General features: G+C 62.1%; 14 protein-coding genes. 8 read left to right on the top strand and 6 right to left on the bottom strand.

The window, feature by feature from the left end; translation table 11 throughout:
* Positions 1–645: an OmpA family protein gene (locus F0M18_RS00220; protein ID WP_149609377.1), complete on the bottom strand. Its 645-nt coding sequence runs from the start codon at positions 643–645 to the stop codon at positions 1–3.
* 146 nt (positions 646–791) lie between these two features.
* Here F0M18_RS00220 and F0M18_RS00215 point away from each other — a divergent pair, with 146 nt between their 5' ends.
* Entirely contained in the window at positions 792–1,793 is a 1,002-nt protein-coding gene (locus F0M18_RS00215; RefSeq protein ID WP_149609376.1) for a metal-dependent hydrolase, read from the top strand.
* Here F0M18_RS00215 and F0M18_RS00210 read toward each other — a convergent pair.
* The gene (locus F0M18_RS00210; RefSeq protein ID WP_149609375.1) at positions 1,780–2,961 is read right to left on the bottom strand and encodes a pyridoxal-phosphate-dependent aminotransferase family protein; all 1,182 of its coding nucleotides are present in this window, start codon (positions 2,959–2,961) and stop codon (positions 1,780–1,782) included. The two genes, F0M18_RS00215 and F0M18_RS00210, sit on opposite strands and share 14 nt — an antisense overlap.
* A gap of 201 nt (positions 2,962–3,162) precedes the next feature.
* Between F0M18_RS00210 and F0M18_RS00205 the strand changes: the two genes are divergently transcribed.
* Complete coding sequence (locus F0M18_RS00205) at positions 3,163–4,695, top strand: acyl-CoA synthetase (RefSeq protein ID WP_223177875.1); 1,533 nt, start codon at positions 3,163–3,165, stop codon at positions 4,693–4,695.
* A 48-nt stretch (positions 4,696–4,743) separates the two neighbouring features.
* On the opposite strand, the gene ppdK is transcribed toward F0M18_RS00205, so the two are convergent.
* Both ppdK and F0M18_RS00195 read right to left on the bottom strand, forming a co-directional pair.
* A complete protein-coding gene (ppdK, locus tag F0M18_RS00200; protein WP_149609374.1) occupies positions 4,744–7,350 on the bottom strand; it encodes a pyruvate, phosphate dikinase in 2,607 nt (868 codons plus the stop codon).
* A gap of 96 nt (positions 7,351–7,446) precedes the next feature.
* On the bottom strand, positions 7,447–8,334 hold the full coding sequence (locus F0M18_RS00195) for an LLM class flavin-dependent oxidoreductase (RefSeq protein ID WP_149609373.1): 888 nt from the start codon (positions 8,332–8,334) through the stop codon (positions 7,447–7,449).
* A 154-nt stretch (positions 8,335–8,488) separates the two neighbouring features.
* Here F0M18_RS00195 and F0M18_RS00190 point away from each other — a divergent pair, with 154 nt between their 5' ends.
* The 4 genes from F0M18_RS00190 to rlmKL are packed head-to-tail and all read left to right on the top strand — an operon-like array spanning position 8,489 to position 13,234.
* Positions 8,489–9,196: a hypothetical protein gene (locus tag F0M18_RS00190; RefSeq protein WP_149609372.1), complete on the top strand. Its 708-nt coding sequence runs from the start codon at positions 8,489–8,491 to the stop codon at positions 9,194–9,196.
* Positions 9,193–10,269 carry a hypothetical protein gene (locus tag F0M18_RS00185; protein ID WP_149609371.1) on the top strand — a complete coding sequence of 359 codons (1,077 nt, stop codon included), beginning with the start codon at positions 9,193–9,195 and terminating at the stop codon, positions 10,267–10,269. Before F0M18_RS00190 ends, F0M18_RS00185 begins: the two co-directional genes overlap by 4 nt.
* A 14-nt stretch (positions 10,270–10,283) precedes the next feature.
* Positions 10,284–11,033: a helix-turn-helix domain-containing protein gene (locus F0M18_RS00180; protein ID WP_149609370.1), complete on the top strand. Its 750-nt coding sequence runs from the start codon at positions 10,284–10,286 to the stop codon at positions 11,031–11,033.
* Positions 11,030–13,234, top strand: a complete 2,205-nt coding sequence (gene rlmKL, locus F0M18_RS00175) for a bifunctional 23S rRNA (guanine(2069)-N(7))-methyltransferase RlmK/23S rRNA (guanine(2445)-N(2))-methyltransferase RlmL (protein WP_149609369.1) — start codon at positions 11,030–11,032, stop codon at positions 13,232–13,234. The genes F0M18_RS00180 and rlmKL overlap by 4 nt, the downstream gene beginning before the upstream one ends.
* 312 nt (positions 13,235–13,546) lie before the next feature.
* On the opposite strand, the gene F0M18_RS00170 is transcribed toward rlmKL, so the two are convergent.
* Positions 13,547–14,572 (bottom strand): NADP-dependent oxidoreductase, encoded by a 1,026-nt coding sequence (locus tag F0M18_RS00170; RefSeq protein ID WP_149609368.1) that lies wholly within the window; start codon positions 14,570–14,572, stop codon positions 13,547–13,549.
* A 123-nt stretch (positions 14,573–14,695) separates the two neighbouring features.
* Between F0M18_RS00170 and F0M18_RS00165 the strand changes: the two genes are divergently transcribed.
* Together F0M18_RS00165 and F0M18_RS00160 are read left to right on the top strand one after the other, a co-directional pair.
* Positions 14,696–15,151 carry a flavodoxin family protein gene (locus F0M18_RS00165; RefSeq protein ID WP_149609367.1) on the top strand — a complete coding sequence of 152 codons (456 nt, stop codon included), beginning with the start codon at positions 14,696–14,698 and terminating at the stop codon, positions 15,149–15,151.
* 22 nt (positions 15,152–15,173) lie between these two features.
* Positions 15,174–15,668, top strand: a complete 495-nt coding sequence (locus F0M18_RS00160) for a PaaI family thioesterase (RefSeq protein WP_149609366.1) — start codon at positions 15,174–15,176, stop codon at positions 15,666–15,668.
* Here F0M18_RS00160 and F0M18_RS00155 read toward each other — a convergent pair.
* Positions 15,665–16,540, bottom strand: coding sequence for a LysR family transcriptional regulator (locus tag F0M18_RS00155; protein ID WP_149609365.1), 876 nt, complete (start codon positions 16,538–16,540; stop codon positions 15,665–15,667). The genes F0M18_RS00160 and F0M18_RS00155 overlap by 4 nt on opposite strands.
* Positions 16,541–16,646 lie beyond the last annotated feature (106 nt).

The following is a 16,646-nucleotide window of genomic DNA, read 5'->3' as shown; positions in this document are numbered from 1 at the left end:
TCAGCCTGCGCGGGGCAGGATGTAGAGTTCCACCCTGCGGTTGGTGGCGCGACCCTCAGCCGTGCCGTTGTCGGCAATAGGCTGGTCAAAGCCCATGCCCTGGACCAGCATGCGTTCGCGCGCTACCTGTCGCGTGGCCAGGTAATCGGCCACGCTGGCAGCGCGACGCTCGGAAAGCGTCTGGTTGTACTGGCGGCTGCCGGTATTGTCGGTGTGACCGGTGACGCGCAGGGTGGTGTCTGCATATTTCGCCAGCACCTCGCCAACAGAGTTCAGCGTCGGGTAGAAATTACTGCGCAAGTTGTAGGAGTCGGTCTGGAAGGTGATCTGGCCGGGCATGATCAGGCGGATGTTGTCGCCTTCGCGGACCACCTGTACGCCGGTTCCTTGCAACTGCTCGCGCAGCTTGGCTTCCTGTACGTCCATGTAGGCACCTACGCCGGCACCCACGATGCCACAGCCAAGGGCCGCATTGCGGGCATGTTTGCCCGAGTCAATGGCGCCCACGAGGCCGCAGACTGCGGCGGCACCGGCGCCATAGGTTGCCGCCTTGCTGGCCTGTTGTTCCCCGGTGTAGGGGTTGGTGGTACAGGCTGTCAGCGCCAACAGGGCACTGGCGGCGGCAAGAGGTTTGAGTTTTTGCATGTATTGGTCTCCTTCTGGTCTGGCCTGTTCGACCGCATCGAATGCTGCGCGTTCGGTTTCTGGCGATGAAAAATAATAACTGAGACACGGTGGCCGCAGGGAAGGGTTTTCTGTAACTTACTCGTGTTTTATTCCTGGGCAGGGCTATGGATCCGTTAACACAAGGTGCGCTGGGTGCGGCTCTACCGCAATCGGCGAGTTCCAGCAAGCAGGTCGGCAGCGCTGCGCTACTCGGCTTCCTGGCCGGTATGGCGGCGGACCTGGACGTGCTGATCCGCTCCAGTGAGGATCCGCTGCTGTTTCTGGAGTACCACCGTCAGTTCACCCATGCGCTGGTGTTCATCCCGATCGGTGGAGCGCTGTGCGCACTGGTCCTGCACGCATTGCTGGGGCGCCGGCGTGGCCTCGGTTTCCGGGAGACTTGGCTGTTCTGTACCCTCGGTTATGCCACCCATGCGCTGCTCGACGCCTGCACCACCTACGGCACCATGTTGCTGTGGCCATTCAGCGAGCAACGCTTCGCCTGGAATACGATCTCGATAATCGACCCGCTGTTTACCCTTCCTCTCCTGCTGGCAGTGGTGCTGGCAGTGCGCCTAAAGCGCCCGCAGATCGCGCGCCTGGGGCTGCTGTGGGCGGTGTGTTACATGGGGTTGGGGCTGGTGCAACGCGACGCGGCCGAGGAGATGGGCCGTGCGCTGGCGGCGGAGCGTGGCCACGCGCCGCTGCGGCTGGAGGCCAAGCCCAGTTTCGCCAACATCCTGGTGTGGAAAGTTGTGTATGAAACGAATGACCGCTTCCATGTAGATGCCGTGCGCGCCTCACTGTGGCCCCGGGTTTTCCCGGGTGACTCGGTACCGAAACTGGATATTGATCGTGACCTGCCCTGGTTGGACCGCAATTCACAGCAGGCCCAGGACATCGAGCGCTTCCGCTGGTTCAGCAACGGCTACATCGCCAGGGACCCGATCTACACCAACCGCATCATGGACATACGCTACTCCTTGCTGCCCAACGATATCTCGCCGCTGTGGAGTATTGAGCTACAGCCCGATGCGGGGCGCCGTGACCACGTCCGCTATCGTACCCATCGCGATGCAGAGGCGAACAGCGCGGCCACCCTGTGGCAGATGCTCACCCGGCGTTGAACACGGCTGCCGCTGCATTCAGGGCGGCGCCGGTGCGAATGTCCGCACCCTGGCGTGCGAGCACGGCCTCGAGTGCGGTCAGGCAGGAAAGCACATTGCGCTCATTGCTGGCGTAACCCATCAGGCCGATGCGCCAGGTCTTGCCTGCCAGCGCGCCGAGCCCGGCACCAATCTCCAGGTCAAAGTCGGAAAGCAGTGCGCTGCGCACCGCTGCATCATCAACCCCCGCCGGGATATTCACCGCGTTCAACTGTGGCAGGCGGTGGGCGGCAGCGACGGCCATCGACAGGCCCATCGCTTCCAGCCCGGCTACCAGCGCCTGGTGATTGCGCAGGTGGCGCGCAAAGGCGTTCTCCAGGCCTTCTTCCTGCAGCATCACCAGCGATTCGTGCAGGGCGTACAGGTCATTGACAGGTGCGGTATGGTGATAGGCGCGCTTGCTGTCGCCACCCCAGTACCCCATGACCAACTGCATATCGAGGAACCAGCTCTGGACCTTGTGCTGGCGCTGCTGGATACGTTCCACGGCCCGCGGGCTGAAGGTGATCGGTGATATGCCGGGGACACAGGACAGGCACTTCTGTGTGCCGGAGTAGACTGCGTCCGCGCCCCATTCATCGACCTTCAAGGGAATACCGCCGAGGGAGGTCACGGCGTCAACAATCGACAGCGCGCCATGTTCGCGGGCGAGGGCACACAGCGCCTGCGCATCCGAGCGTACCCCGGTTGAGGTTTCTGCATGGACAAATGCCAGGGTCTTTGCCTGCGGGTGCTCGGCAAAGGCCGCGGCGACCTTGTCGACGCTGACGGGCTCGCCCCAGTTGTCCTCGACCATCACGGCAGTCGCCCCGCAGCGCTCAACGTTCTCGCGCATGCGCCCGCCAAAGACACCGTTCTGGCAGACGATAACGGTATCGCCCGGGGACACCAGGTTGACGAAACAGGCCTCCATGCCGGCAGAGCCCGGCGCCGAAATCGGCAGCGTCAGCGCATTCCCGGTCTGGAAGGCGTACTGCAGCAGCACCTTGATCTCGTCCATCAGTTGCACGAACAGCGGGTCCAGATGGCCGATGGTCGGCCGCGACAGGGCCCCCAGCACACGCGGGGAGACATCAGACGGACCGGGGCCCATCAGGGTGCGTTGCGGGGGGAAGAAACTGCTGGTCATGGTGTTGTTCCGTGAGCTGGCCAAAAAATGAGGCGCAAAGGTACCAGTTTTTCTGCAGCAGCTTAAGGGGTGCCGACGAATATCCCCCATTTGCGCAGTTGATGAGCGGCAGCCAGCCAGCGGTTGAGTAGCGCGATGATCCGTGGTTCACTTCCCCGTCGTAGAACCACCAGTACAAACCCGATATAAGAGGATAAGATCGTGAATCGACCCGGAATCGAACCCAATTTCGCAGGCGTCATGTTGCGCCGTGCTGCGCTCAACCCCGAGCGCACCGCGCTGGTATTTGAAGGCCAGGAACGAAGCTACGCCGAGTTTGCCGACCGGGTGAGGCGACAGGCGCAGTTATTGCGCGAACAGGGCGTCTGTGTGGGCGATCGCGTGGGCTACCTGGGTTTCAACCACCCGGCGTTGCTGGAAACGCTGTTCGCGGCGCAGACCCTGGGTGCCATCTTCGTGCCCCTCAATTTCCGCCTCACCGCCGAGGAACTGACCTTCATTATCAATGATGCCGGGATCCATACCCTGGTGGTGGACGACGCGCTGCGTCCGGTGCTGGAGCCGGCACGCGATAAGCTGTGCTGCCAGCATTTCTTCAGTTCCGAGAGCGAGGCTGAGGGCTGGCGTCACCTGGACAGCGAACGCGATGCCGCAGAGCCGATCGCGGGACCGGTTTCCGTTGACCAGCACGATATCGCCGTGATCATGTATACCTCGGGTACCACCGGCCTCCCCAAGGGCGCGATGCTGACCCACGGCAACCTGCTGTGGAACAACATCAACGCCAGCATGGCCTTCGGTGGTACGCGCGATGACGTTGTGCTGACGGCGGCGCCACTGTTCCATATTGGTGGCCTCAACGTGATGACGCTGCATGCTTTCCACCTCGGTTCCAAACTGGTGCTGCTGCGCAATTTTGACCCGGCGCTGGTACTGGAGAATTTCGAGAAGTACAAAGTGACGCACATGTTCGGCGCCCCGGCGATGTTCCTGTTCATGTCACAGCATCCGCAGTTCGAAAACACGGACCTCAGCTCTATCCAGACACTGATCTGCGGCGCCGCGCCGGTTCCGGAGTCGCTGATCGAGCTTTACGGCAGTCGCGGCGTTGACTTCTGCCAGGGCTATGGGCTCACGGAGACGGCGCCATTCTCCGCCTTCCTGACACCGGAGTTTGCCATCAGCAAACTGGGGTCAGCAGGCCTGCCCCCCATTTACAGCGACACGCGGATAGTAGACCCGGATAACAAACCGCTTCCGGCGGGAGAAAAAGGCGAAATCTGCCTGTACGGTCCCAATATCATGAAGGGGTACTGGAATCGTCCCGACGCCACAGCTGCGGCGATAGACAGTGAGGGCTGGTTCCACTCGGGCGACATCGGTTACCTCGATGAAGAGGGCTTCCTGTTTATCTGTGACCGCCTCAAGGACATGGTGATTTCCGGCGGGGAAAACGTCTACCCGGCCGAGGTCGAGGGCGTGCTGTACAAGCACGAAGCCATTGCCGAAGTCGCCGTCATCGGCATGCCTGATGAAAAATGGGGCGAGGCGGTGACCGCGGTGGTGGCGCTGAACGAGGGCAAGTCACTCGACCTGGAAGGCTTGCGTGACTTCGCCAAGGACCACCTGGCCAAGTACAAACTACCGCTGCGCCTTGAAATCGTGGATGCACTGCCACGCAACCCGGCTGGCAAGGTGCTCAAGTTCGTGCTCAAGGAAGAACTGGAAAGCTGAGCCCGGGTTTTCACCACAGGAGCGCCCGCGGGCGCTCCTGCAGAAAACTCATTCCTCCTGCGCTTGTTCCACGTTGGCCTGTGCTGCGGCAATGCGCGCGATGGGCACGCGGAACGGGCTGCAGGATACGTAATCCAGGCCGAGGTTATGGCAGAAGCGAATTGACCTCGGGTCGCCGCCGTGCTCGCCACAGATTCCGTACTTGATGCCCTTTTTCACCCGGCGACTTTCATTGACAGCCATTTCCATCAGCCTGCCCACGGCCCGCTGGTCCAGCGAGACGAAAGGATCTGCATCGACCAGTTTTTTCTCAATGTAGCGGGGGATGAACTTGCCGGCATCGTCGCGGGAAAAGCCGTAGGTCATCTGGGTCAGGTCATTGGTGCCGAAACTCATGAATTCCACTTCCGGTGCCAGGCGATCGGCTCCCAGGGTTGCCCGTGGCGTTTCCATCATCGTACCGACCTTGTAGGGCACCGATACCAGGCGTTCGCGTAGCACCGCCTGCACGCCGCGGTCGATGATCTCGCTGATCAGTCGAATCTCGCGTACATTGACCACCAGCGGAATCATGATTTCCGGCAGCGGGCGGTAGCCCTGCTCCACGGCGTCTGCGGCCGCGCTCATGATGGCCTGCACCTGCATTTCGGTAATCTCGGGGTAGACGATAGACAGGCGACAGCCGCGGAAACCGAGCATCGGGTTGACTTCCGCAAGCCCCTCGGTGATCTCGCGCACCTTCTCCAGAGGCTTGCCGATGGCTTCAGCCAGCGCCTGCATGTCTGCTTCCTCATGGGGCAGGAATTCATGCAGGGGTGGATCCAGCAGGCGAATGGTAACCGGCAGCCCGTCCATGACCTTGAACAGTTCCAGCATGTCTGCACGCTGGAACTCCAGCAGTGCGTCCAGGTACTTCTGGCGTTCTTCCTGGCTCTCGGCGAGGATCATGGCGCGCATCTGCTCGATACGCCTGGCCTCGAAGAACATGTGCTCTGTGCGGCACAGGCCGATACCCTCGGCGCCCAGCTCCCTGGCCTTGGCGGCATCTTCCGGCGTCTCGGCGTTGGCCCGCACCTTGAGCCTGCGATGCTTGTCAGCCCAGGACAACAGCGTCTGGAAGTCGTCGGAGGAGGAGGCTTCTGTCTTCGGGATGTCTCCGAGCATGACTTCGCCTGAAGCGCCGTCGAGGGTGATGATATCGCCGCGCTTGAGTTGCACGCCATCGTCGGTATGCGCGGTGCCCTCAGCATAGTTGATGTTCAGGCTGCCGCAGCCGGTGATGGCGCAGACGCCCATACCCCGCGCGACCACCGCCGCATGCGAGGTCATACCGCCGAGTTCGGTGAGAATGCCTGCCGCCACCTTCATGCCGTGGATGTCCTCCGGCGTGGTTTCCCTGCGCACCAGTATCACCGATCTCCCCTGCGCCGAGACCTGCTCGGCCTCTTCGGCGGAGAACACGATCTCGCCGGTAGCGCCGCCTGGGCTGGCCGGTAGTCCGCTGGCGATAATGTCCTGCTTGGCGTCAGGGTCGACCGTCGGGTGCAGGAATGCCTCCACATGCTCCGGGGATACCCGCATCAGGGCTTCCCTTTCATCGATCAGGCCTTCGCCGACCATATCCACGGCGATTTTCACCGCGGCGCGGCCGGTGCGCTTGCCGCTGCGTGTCTGCAGCATGTAGAAGCGGCCTTCCTGTACAGTGAACTCCAGGTCCTGCATGTCGCGATAGTGCTTTTCCAGCAGCGCCTGGGTGCTGAACAATTCGTCGTAGACCTCGGGCTGGCGTTCACGCAGCGCCTCCACTGGCAGCGGTGTGCGAATACCTGCCACCACGTCTTCCCCCGCGGCATTGAACAGGAACTCGCCAAAGAAATGGTGCTCCCCGGTCGAGGGGTTGCGGGTGAAGGCCACCCCTGAGCCTGAGTCTTCGCCAAAATTGCCGAACACCATGGCCTGCACGTTGACCGCGGTGCCGAGGGTGTCGGGAATGTTGTTCATCTCGCGGTAAATGATGGCGCGTGGCGTGTGCCAGGACTGGAAAACGGCCTCCACCGCCATCTTCAGCTGCTCGAAGGGGTCCTCGGGGAAGTCCACCAGCGTCTTGTATATCTCGATAATGGCCTGCCAGTCCTCGGCATCCATCTCCACGTCGGTCTTCTTGTTGTTTGCCGCTTTGTATTTTTCGATCTCGTGCTCGAATTTTTCCCCCGGTACGCCCATGACCACGTCGGCGAACATGGAAATAAAACGGCGGTAGCAGTCGTAGGCGAAACGCGGGTTGTTTGTCTTCCTGGCCAGCCCCTCGGCAATTTCATCGTTGAGGCCGAGGTTGAGGATGGTATTCATCATGCCCGGCATCGACACCGGGGCCCCGGAACGCACGGAAAACAGCAGCGGGTCTTCCGGGTCGCCGAAACGGGCGTCCATCTTCTTCTCCACCAGGTCCAGTGCCACGCGGTACTCCTGCTCGAGCAGGCCGGGCAGCTTGTTGCCGGCCTGGAAATATTCGCGGCAGGTGGCGGTGGTGATAATGAAACCGAAGGGTACTGGCAGTCCGAGGGAGGTCATCTCGCAAAGGTTGGCGCCCTTGCCGCCAAGCAGTTCGCGGTCGTCCTTGTTGCCCTCGTTGAAAAGGTAAACTCGTTTGGCCATGTTGTTGTCTCGCGGTGGTGGGTTCTTATGGTTGATCCGGGAGGCGCAGTATACGCCAGTTCACCGGCCTGCTACGACCGCGGATTCACGCCTGCTTCAACCCCGGCTGTGGAGAATATCCGCGAGGCCCTGTATCTCCACCAGTTCCGCGGTAGCGGGAACCAGGAACACTTCTTCGCAGCCCGCTGCTTCCGCGTTGTCCAGCGCCTTGACCAACTCGTCGGCGCCACTGCGATGCACGCTTTCGGCCATCATCCTGGCGATCTCCGGTCCGGCGATTGCCAGGTATTCGTAAACATAGTCATACAGCTTGCGTTGGCCGTCCTCGGCCAGGGTGTACCAGAATCCGCCCAGGCGATAAGGCGAGGCACCGCGGCCGGCGCGTTCCCAGGCCGCATCGGCCATGGCAAAGGTGCGCTGCAGCTCTTCTTGCTCGCCGTTGCCCGACCAGGCGTACAGGCCGTCGGCCCACTGGGCGCAGCGCTCGATGCTCTTCGGCCCCATCGCGCCAGCGAGCAGGCGCGGAGCTTGCGACCACGTGGGGGTGGGCCCGATGGGACCGCAACCGTCGATGATTTCCTGGCCGCCCCAGATTTTCTGCATCTGTTCCACCTGCCGGTCCATGCGCCCATAGCGGCCGTGGAAGCGTGCACCAACGGCCTCGTAATCCTGCTCCCGCCCCCCGTAGCCCACGGCGATATTTTTCACCCGGTTGCCAGAAAGGATATCGAGTGTGGCGACTTCCTTGGCCACGTTGGTGGCGCTGTGCATAGGCAGCACATAGAGCGTGGGGGTGATTTCCACGCGCCGGGTCGCCGCTGCGGCAGCAGCGAGCAATACGCGCATATCGTAGGTGGGACCGTGAACGCGCTCACCACAGGAGATGGAGTGGAAGGGGCCTTCATCTACGGCCCGGAACCAGTCCATGTAGTCCTCGCGCGTGAGTCCTGCTTTCATGTAGGGCAGGCAAATACCTATTTTCATGGCGGATGTCCTTGTTCGGGCGTTTGTTGAGGTTTTGCGTCCAGTTGCCGTGCAGGGGTGTTGCTGGCGCGTGGCCGTTCATGCAGCTTCGTGCATTGTGAAGATTTGTAATCCATCTCTCAATCGCTGCATGCTGAGGTACACTATCGCGGTCATGCGTTTCTATCCTGTAGTTCAATTACTCAGCAGTCTCTCGCTGGCCGGCTTGTTGCTTGCCGGCTGCGCGCAGTCGCCTGAGCGCGCCGCGCCGCCAGCGACGCAGCCGGAGGTAAACTTGTCCGGCGCCTGGCAAGTGGATTACAGTGAGAGCGAGAACATTCGCGAGTCCTACGATGCACTGATTCGGGACTTGCAGCGCAGGGCATCACGCCAGCAGCGCGGTATGAGCCAGGGCGGGGGCACGCTGGCAGTGGGCGGCGGGTCCGCCAGCGCCGGCGCCAGCGTTTACGCGCTGGCCAGGATGGCCGAGATCGTCACCGAGCCGCAACTGCTGGATATCACACAGGGCGACGGGCGTATCAATATCAAGCGCGAGGGCAGCTTTGCGCTGGATTGTGAATACCACTCCGCACAAGCGGATCGACGGGTGTCGCCGCTGGGCAGTGAAATCTGCGCTTGGGACGGACACCAGCTGCTGTTCCAGATCAGCCTGCCCGAAGGGCTTACCATCCAGCATCGCTTTACGCTGGGACCGGACGGCGAACGCATCAAGGTGGCGACGACGCTGCACTCCAGCGGGGTGTCACAGCCTTTCACCCTGGACCGAGTGTACCGTCGCTATGATCCTGACGCCGACGGGATTCGCTGCACGCAAACTCTGAGTAGCGGGCGTGTCTGCACCACCGAGAAGCCGCAGCCGTGAGTTGGCGTTCCCTGTTATGCTGCTGCTGCTGCCTCGCGCTGGCATTTGCTGCTCACGCCGACACACACCTGGATGTGGGCGTGGTGGTGTTTGACCCCGGTATTCCCGCGGATGTTGCCACCCATACCGAGCTGCGCATCTTCCCGCGAATCCGCGAGGCCGAGGCGCAATACCTGCCGGTCAACCTGCAGCGTGCGCTGCAGGACGCCGGGCAATGGGGAGCCGTCCGTGTGGTGCCACGCCCCAATGCGCTGTATGAGTTGTTGCTGGAAGGGCGCATCGTTGAATCAACCGGGCAGCGCCTGCGCCTGCATCTGTCAGGGCGCGACGCAAGCGGTCGTGTCTGGCTGCAACGTGAGTACGTCGCCGAAGCTGCAGAGGACGACTATCCGGTGCCCCCTGGAGCTGACCCTTTTGCCGGGCTCTACCGGGAGATTGCCGCAGACCTGGATGCGGTTCGTCTGCAGCTGGATGCGGCAACGATCGCAGCCATCAGGCATATTGCGCTGATGCGCTATGCCGCAGCACTGGCGCCGGAAGCTTTCGCCAGTTACCTGGCAGGCGGTGAAGCGGAGCCCTACCGCCTGCTGGGCCTGCCCGCCGAGGGTGATCCAATGATCGAACGGGTACTGCGCATCCGCAACCAGGAGTACCAGTTCATTGACCACGTAGATGAACAGTACGGGCAGTTGCACGACCGCATGGCAGAAACCTACTCGCTCTGGCGTCAGTACGACCGCGAGCAGTCATTGTACAAGGAGGAGTACCTGCAGCGCGCGGCGACGCGTGACAGCGCCGGCCGGCGCGGCAGTTTCTCGGCGATGCAGCAGAGCTATTACGCCTACCGCGCCTACCGCTTGCAGGAGCAGGACCTGGCGGAGCTGGCCGGTGGCTTCAACAATGAAACGGCACCTACCCTGATCGAGGCGAGCGGCCAGGTGTACAGGCTGACGGGAACGCTGGATAACCAGTACCTGGAGTGGCAGGGGATATTGCGCGATATCTTTGCCATTGAGGTAGGACTGCCGCCGTCAGCCGGGGCAAGCAAGGATTTCGCGGTGCCCTCACAATAGGCTATCCTGTACCCATGGCAAAAGACGACCAAGACCACGACACGCTGATTGCTTCCCTGCGCCGACTCACCGGGCAGGTCGCGGGCAGCACCTTTGAACTGGCAAAGAACACGGCGACCATGACGGCGATGTTCGGCGAGACCTGGCTGCGCACCACTGTGCTCAACCAGCTGGAGCCGGAGCGGCTGGAGGCGATGGCGGAAGCCGGGCACTTCCTGCGCGACGCCCGCGAAACCGCTGGCCTGTCCATCAAGGAGCTGTCTGAGAGCCTGGGCCTGTCTGACAACACCGTGCTGGAGGATATCGAGCGCGGGCAGACCATCATGCCGCTGGAGCTCATGTTGCGGGCGGCCTCGCTGTTGGCCCGGCATGACCCGATCCCTTTCCTGATCAAGTTCATGCGCACCTACAATCCGGCCCTGGAGCAAACGCTGGAGCAGCTGGGTGTGTTGACCATCCCCAAGCAGTACGAGCGCGAGCGCCGGTTCGTCAACCTGTATCGCCAGCACGATGTGCTGCGCCAGTTCAGCGATGACGAATTTGCGCGCTACATTCACTACATGGAGAGTTCCAGCAACCTGGTGCTGGATGTAATGGCCAAGGAAAAGGCTGCCAATGAACCGCGCCGTTCTGCCGCGCGCAGTACCGCCGGCAAGAAGCGCACGACGCGCTCGAAGGCTGCGGCCCCGAAAAAAACACCGGCAAAGAAAAAAGCTGCACCCAAGCGCAAGCGCGCACCGGCCGCAAAGCGTAAAAAAGTGTGAGCCAGGCCGGTAACTCCCCGGCGGACCGCTGGTTCGCCGCCTGCCCGCGAGGGCTGGAAAACCTGCTGCTTGATGAGCTGCTGGCACTGGGCGCCGAGTCGGCCCGGGAGACGGTAGCGGGGGTATATTTCCATGGACCGCTGTCGATCGGTTACCGGGCCTGCCTCTGGTCGCGCCTGGCTAACCGCATCCTGCGGCCGCTGATGACGGTAGAGGCGACGGATGGCGACCAGCTTTACTCGCAGCTGAAAACCTTCGCCTGGTCGAGCCTGTTCAGCCCGCAGCAGAGTTTTGCTATCGATTTTTCCGGCCAGAGCGCCAGTATCCGCAATACCCAGTTCGGCGCGCAGCGCAGCAAGGACGCGGTGGTGGACTGGTTCAGTGAGCACGGCGGCCAGCGCCCCAATGTCGAGCGCCGCAATCCCGATGTCCGCCTCAATATTCGCCTGAGCAAGGGGCGCGCCGTAGTCGCCGTGGACTACTCTGGCGGCTCCCTGCACCAGCGCGGCTACCGCGCCAGGGCCGGTGCTGCGCCGCTGAAAGAAAATCTCGCGGCCGCCATCCTGCTGCGCGCTGACTGGCCGGGCATGGCGGCCCGGGGCGGGGCACTGATCGATCCCATGTGCGGTGCGGCGACGCTGTTGCTGGAGGGGGCCATGATGGCGGCGGATATCGCCCCCGGGCTTGGCCGCAAGCGCTTTGGTTTTGAGCGTTTGCGGGATTTCAATGCGCCACAATGGCAGGCCATGCTTACCGATGCCCGCAGCAGGGCGGAGCGCGGTCGAAACAGCCAGTTGCCCGAGATGCGCGGCTATGACGCCGACCCGAAAGTGATTCGCCGGGCGCAGGAAAATATTGCCGCGGCGGGGTTGGAAAAAGCCGTGCGCGTCAGTTGCAAGTCGCTGGGTGAGTTGAAGAAGCCCACCCACAGGCCGATGCCCTGTGGGCTGCTGGTTTGCAATCCGCCTTACGGTGAACGGCTGGGGGATAAAGAGAGTCTGGCTTACCTGTACCGCCAGCTCGGCGAGGCCATGGTGCGCGAGTTCCCTGACTGGGAAGCCGCGGTGCTGACCTCGGACCTCGATCTGGGCAAGGCCATCGGCTTGCGTAGCCATAAGCGTTATCGCCTGTTCAATGGCGCGCTGGAGGTGCAACTGTTGCTGTTCCAGCTGCAGGGCAATGTGCTGCGTGATAGCGGGCCGGGCGCTTCGCCGGCAAGCGCCGCGCTTTCAGCTACCGCGGCATCGGCCCCGGGTGAACTCAGTGATGGCGCCGTCATGTTTGCCAATCGCGTGCGCAAGAACCGCAAGCGCCTGGGCTCCTGGATCAAGCGCGAGCAGGTGCAGTGTTACCGCGTTTACGATGCCGATATGCCTGAGTACGCGGTAGCTGTCGATATCTACGGCGAGTGGGCACACGTGGCGGAATACCAGGCCCCAAAGGGCGTTGACCCGGAAGCCGCGAGCCGGCGCCTCGGCGAGGTGCGTGCCGCGCTGCCGGAAGCGCTGGGCATTGCAGCCTCCCACATCGTCTACAAGCAGCGGCGCAGGCAACGCGGCGAGGCGCAGTACGAAAAGCAGGACAGCAGGGGTGAATTTATCAGCGTCAATGAAGGCGCAGCGAAGCTGCTGGTGAACCTGCACGACTACCTGGACACCGGCCTGTTTCTCGATCACCGTCCCCTGCGCTTGCGCATCGGCGGCGAGGCCCGGGGCAAGGACTTTCTCAACCTGTTTTGTTATACCGGCAGCGCCACGGTGCAGGCGGCGCTGGGCGGTGCGCGCAGGACCACCAGTGTGGATATGTCCAATACCTACCTCGACTGGTTACGCAAGAACCTGGCCCACAATGGCCTGGGCGAGGACAAGCATCGCCGTATCCGCGCCAACTGCCTGCAATGGCTAGCGCAAGACAAGGAGGAATACGACCTCATCCTGCTCGACCCGCCCTCGTTTTCCAATTCCAAGGCCATGGAGGGGAGCTTTGACGTGCAGCGCGACCATGAGCAACTGGTACGGGATGCCATGGCCAGGCTGCGCCCCGACGGCACGCTGTACTTTTCCAACAATCGCCGGGGTTTCAAACTCGATGAATCCTTGCTGCAGGATTTTGACTGCACTGATATCACCGCGCAGACGCTGGACCCGGATTTCCAGCGCAACAAACGCATTCACTGCTGCTGGCAGATAGCCCATCTTTAAGTGCGCCTGGAACCGCGCACGAAGGCGCGAAAAATAGGAAACTTGCCAGCGGCGGGCTCTCAAAGGTGAGTAACTGCCAACCTTAGCCAGGGAATACTATCCACACAGGGCCGCAGACACCTGTATTTCAAGTGTTTCAGCCATGTGACAGGCCAAAAAGCCTATAAAAAAACCGTAAGTTATTGATTTAGGGATTTAAAACCCGCCCAGTCAGCGTCGCCGCGTTGCCGGTGGGCGCTTGCGGCGAGCCGGGGGCGGGGGACAGGGTCGACATCTGTCCCCATAGTTATCCACAGGATAAGCTGTGGATAACTATTCCGGGTCGGCCAGTTGCAGCAATTGCTTGCCCTGGTTGCGTCCGTCAAACAGGCGCTGCAATGTGGCCGGGATATTCTCGAAACCCGACTGGATATCTTCACGCCAGGCGATGTCACCCGCCATGACCCAGGTGGCCAGGTCGGCAAAGGCCTCGTCAGCGCGGTCGAGGTAATCCAGTACGATGAATCCCTGCATCCGAATCCGCCTGGCAACCAGGAGCATCAGGTTGCTGGGTCCCGGCTGCGGCGTGGCCTCGTTGTACTGGCTGATCGCCCCGCACAGCACGATGCGCCCGAAGTCAGCCATGTGGTTGATGGCAGTTTCCAGTGTTTCTCCGCCGACATTGTCGAAGAACACGTTGATGCCCTGCGGGCACAGTTCGGCCAGGCGCGCATCGATGTTCTCGCTTTTGTAGTCGATAACGCCGTCCAGGCCGCACTTCTCCTGCAGCCACTGGCACTTCTCGCTGCCACCGGCAATGCCGATTACGCGGCAGCCCTTGAGACGGGCAATCTGCGCCACAACCGAGCCGGTGGCGCCCGCTGCGCCGGACACCAGCACGGTCTCACCCTGTTGCGGCTGGCCCACATCGAGGAGGCCGAAGTAAGCGGTGAGACTGGTGGTGCCGAAAACACTCAGCGCCATCGACGGCGTGACGCCCTCCGGCAGCACACGCGGCGGAATTTCGCTTTTCGGGTCGCCGATGGAGTACTCCTGCCAGTTCAGCAAGCCCTGCACCAGGGCTCCTTCGGGGAGCTCGGGGTTGCGTGAGGCGACGATCTGGCCAATGCCGCTGGCGCGCATCGGGGCCCCAAGTTCCACGGGGGGCAGGTAGCTACGCACATCTTCCACCCAGCCGCGCATCGCCGGATCAAATCCCAGCATCAGGGTTTTTACCAGCACCTGCCCGGCATCGAGGTCAGGCTCGGGCAGGGGGCCTGCCCTGAGTTCGAAGTGTTCGGGGCCGATCATGCCGACGGGGCGCTGTTGCAGCAGCCACTGCCTGTTGGTTTCACCCATGTGATATCTCCGTTGGATTGCGGGGCGCTATTACAACAGAAAGGCGCTTGCGGCAGCAATGATCGTGGCGTGATACCGCCGCCTGTGTTCCAATTCGGCCTGATCATGCACGGAAACGGCTCCATGTCTCGCTTACTGGTTGTGTATCACACGCAGAGCGGCAACTGCGCGCGGCTGGCGCAGGCTGCGGTGGCAGGCGCCTCGCTCGAAGCAGGGGTGAGCGTCTCCCTGCGCCGCGCTTGCGACGCGGGGGTAGCAGACCTCGCCGAGAGCGATGCGCTGTTGTTGGTCGCTGCGGAGAACAGCGGTTCACTCAGCGGCGGCGCCAAGGACTTTCTGGACCGGGTGTTCTACCCTGCCATCGACCGCGACCTGGTGTTGCCCTACGCGCTGCTGATCAGTGCGGGCAATGACGGGCGTGGCGCGGTGCGACAGGCACAGCGCATACTGGCCGGCATTCCGTTCACAGAGGCCACAGAAGCGACCATCCTGCGCGGTGAGGTCAGTGCGCAGCATCGCGATGCAGCGCGGGACCTGGGCCAGGCGCTGGCCGCCGGCGTGGCGATGGGTATTTTCTAATGCGACGCAATCGAGACACAGTATGAGTGATGATGCGATGACTACAGCACCGGCGGGTTATGAATCGCTGCCGCTGGGTTACGGGTTTACCGACAACCTGAAGCCGCTTTACCGCAAGGCGGACGGAGAGGGGGTGGAGTTCGGCATTATTGTCGGCCCCCAGCACAGCAATACCATGGGAATCTGCCACGGCGGCGCACTGATGACGCTGGCGGATATCGCCGCAGCCTCATGGGCCAACATGGCGCGGGGAAAAATTGCCGGGGCCCCGACTATCAACCTGAGCATGGATTTCATTTCCGCTGCCAAGCAGGGGCAATGGATCGAAACCCGGCAGGAGGGCGTGGAGCTAAAGCGCCTGTTCGGTTTTGCGCGCGGCGTAATCCGTAACGAGCGTGGTGTAGTCGCCCGTTTCAACGCCACCTTCTACTTTCCTGATCACCCGGGTATGTCCCAGGACGGACTGGTTAAGCCGGTGACCCTGCAGGGGCTGCTGGAGGATGACAAACCCGCCTAGTCGGCAAACTCCAGCAGTGTATCGATGAATGCCTGCGCGGCCCGGGACAGGCTGCGGCCGCGGTGGTACACCAGACCGAGAGTGCGTTCGGCGGCCACGCCTGCCACGTCAATCGTCGACAGTGACTCGTCGCGCATACTGCGCGGCAGCATGGTCCAGCCCAGCCCCACCGTCGCCATCATGCGAATGGTCTCCAGGTAGTTGGTGGCCAGCGATACCTGCAGCGCGAGTTCGTGTGCGTCGAACAGGCGCTTGATGATCTGTCCCGTATAGGTGTTCAGGCCCGGGAGGATGGCAGGATGCTGGCTCAGTGCCGCGAGGTCCGGAACCCTGTCGCCGCGCAGCAGGGCATGGTCGCGAGCAATCATGATGTCCAGTGGGTCATGCCAGATCGGGTTCGCTACCAGGGTGCTTTCCTGGGTCGGCGCAAGCGTCACCACCGCCAGTTCTGATTTGCCCTGGGAGATCAGTTCATAGGCCTGCTCTGAGTCCATGAAATCGATATCGATGTGCACGCCTGGATAGTCGCGACTGAAGCGGCTGAGTACCGGTGGCAGCCGATGCAGTCCGATGTGGTGGCTGGTGGCGAGGCGCAGCTCACCGCCCACCTCACCGGAAAGGTCGCGCACGGCGCGCTCTGCTGCCGCCAGCTCCTGCTGCACCGCCTTGGCGTGGGGCAGCAGTGCCGTCCCGGCTTCGGTCAGGCTGACCTGCCGGCCGATACGGTCAAACAGCGGCGCGCCCAGTTGTTCCTCCAGCAGGGCAATGCGTTTGCTGACGGCGGGCTGGGTGAGGTGGAGCTTTTCCGCAGCCTGCGAGAAGGAGTTGTTCTCGGCAACCAGCATAAACGCCTGCAAGGTCTGCAGATCCATATGTATTCCTTTTGGTAATCCAGTGGATAAAAATAATAAATTTGAGTAATTGTTGTTGCAAGCCCATAATTCCCGCCCTGTAGCAGACCTGATGCGGAGGTAACTC

This window comes from Pseudohalioglobus sediminis, from assembly GCF_008370495.1.
GTDB lineage: Bacteria > Pseudomonadota > Gammaproteobacteria > Pseudomonadales > Halieaceae > Halioglobus.
The sequence above is the reverse complement of the archived record's forward strand: the minus strand, read 5'-3'. Positions and strand labels throughout refer to the sequence as shown.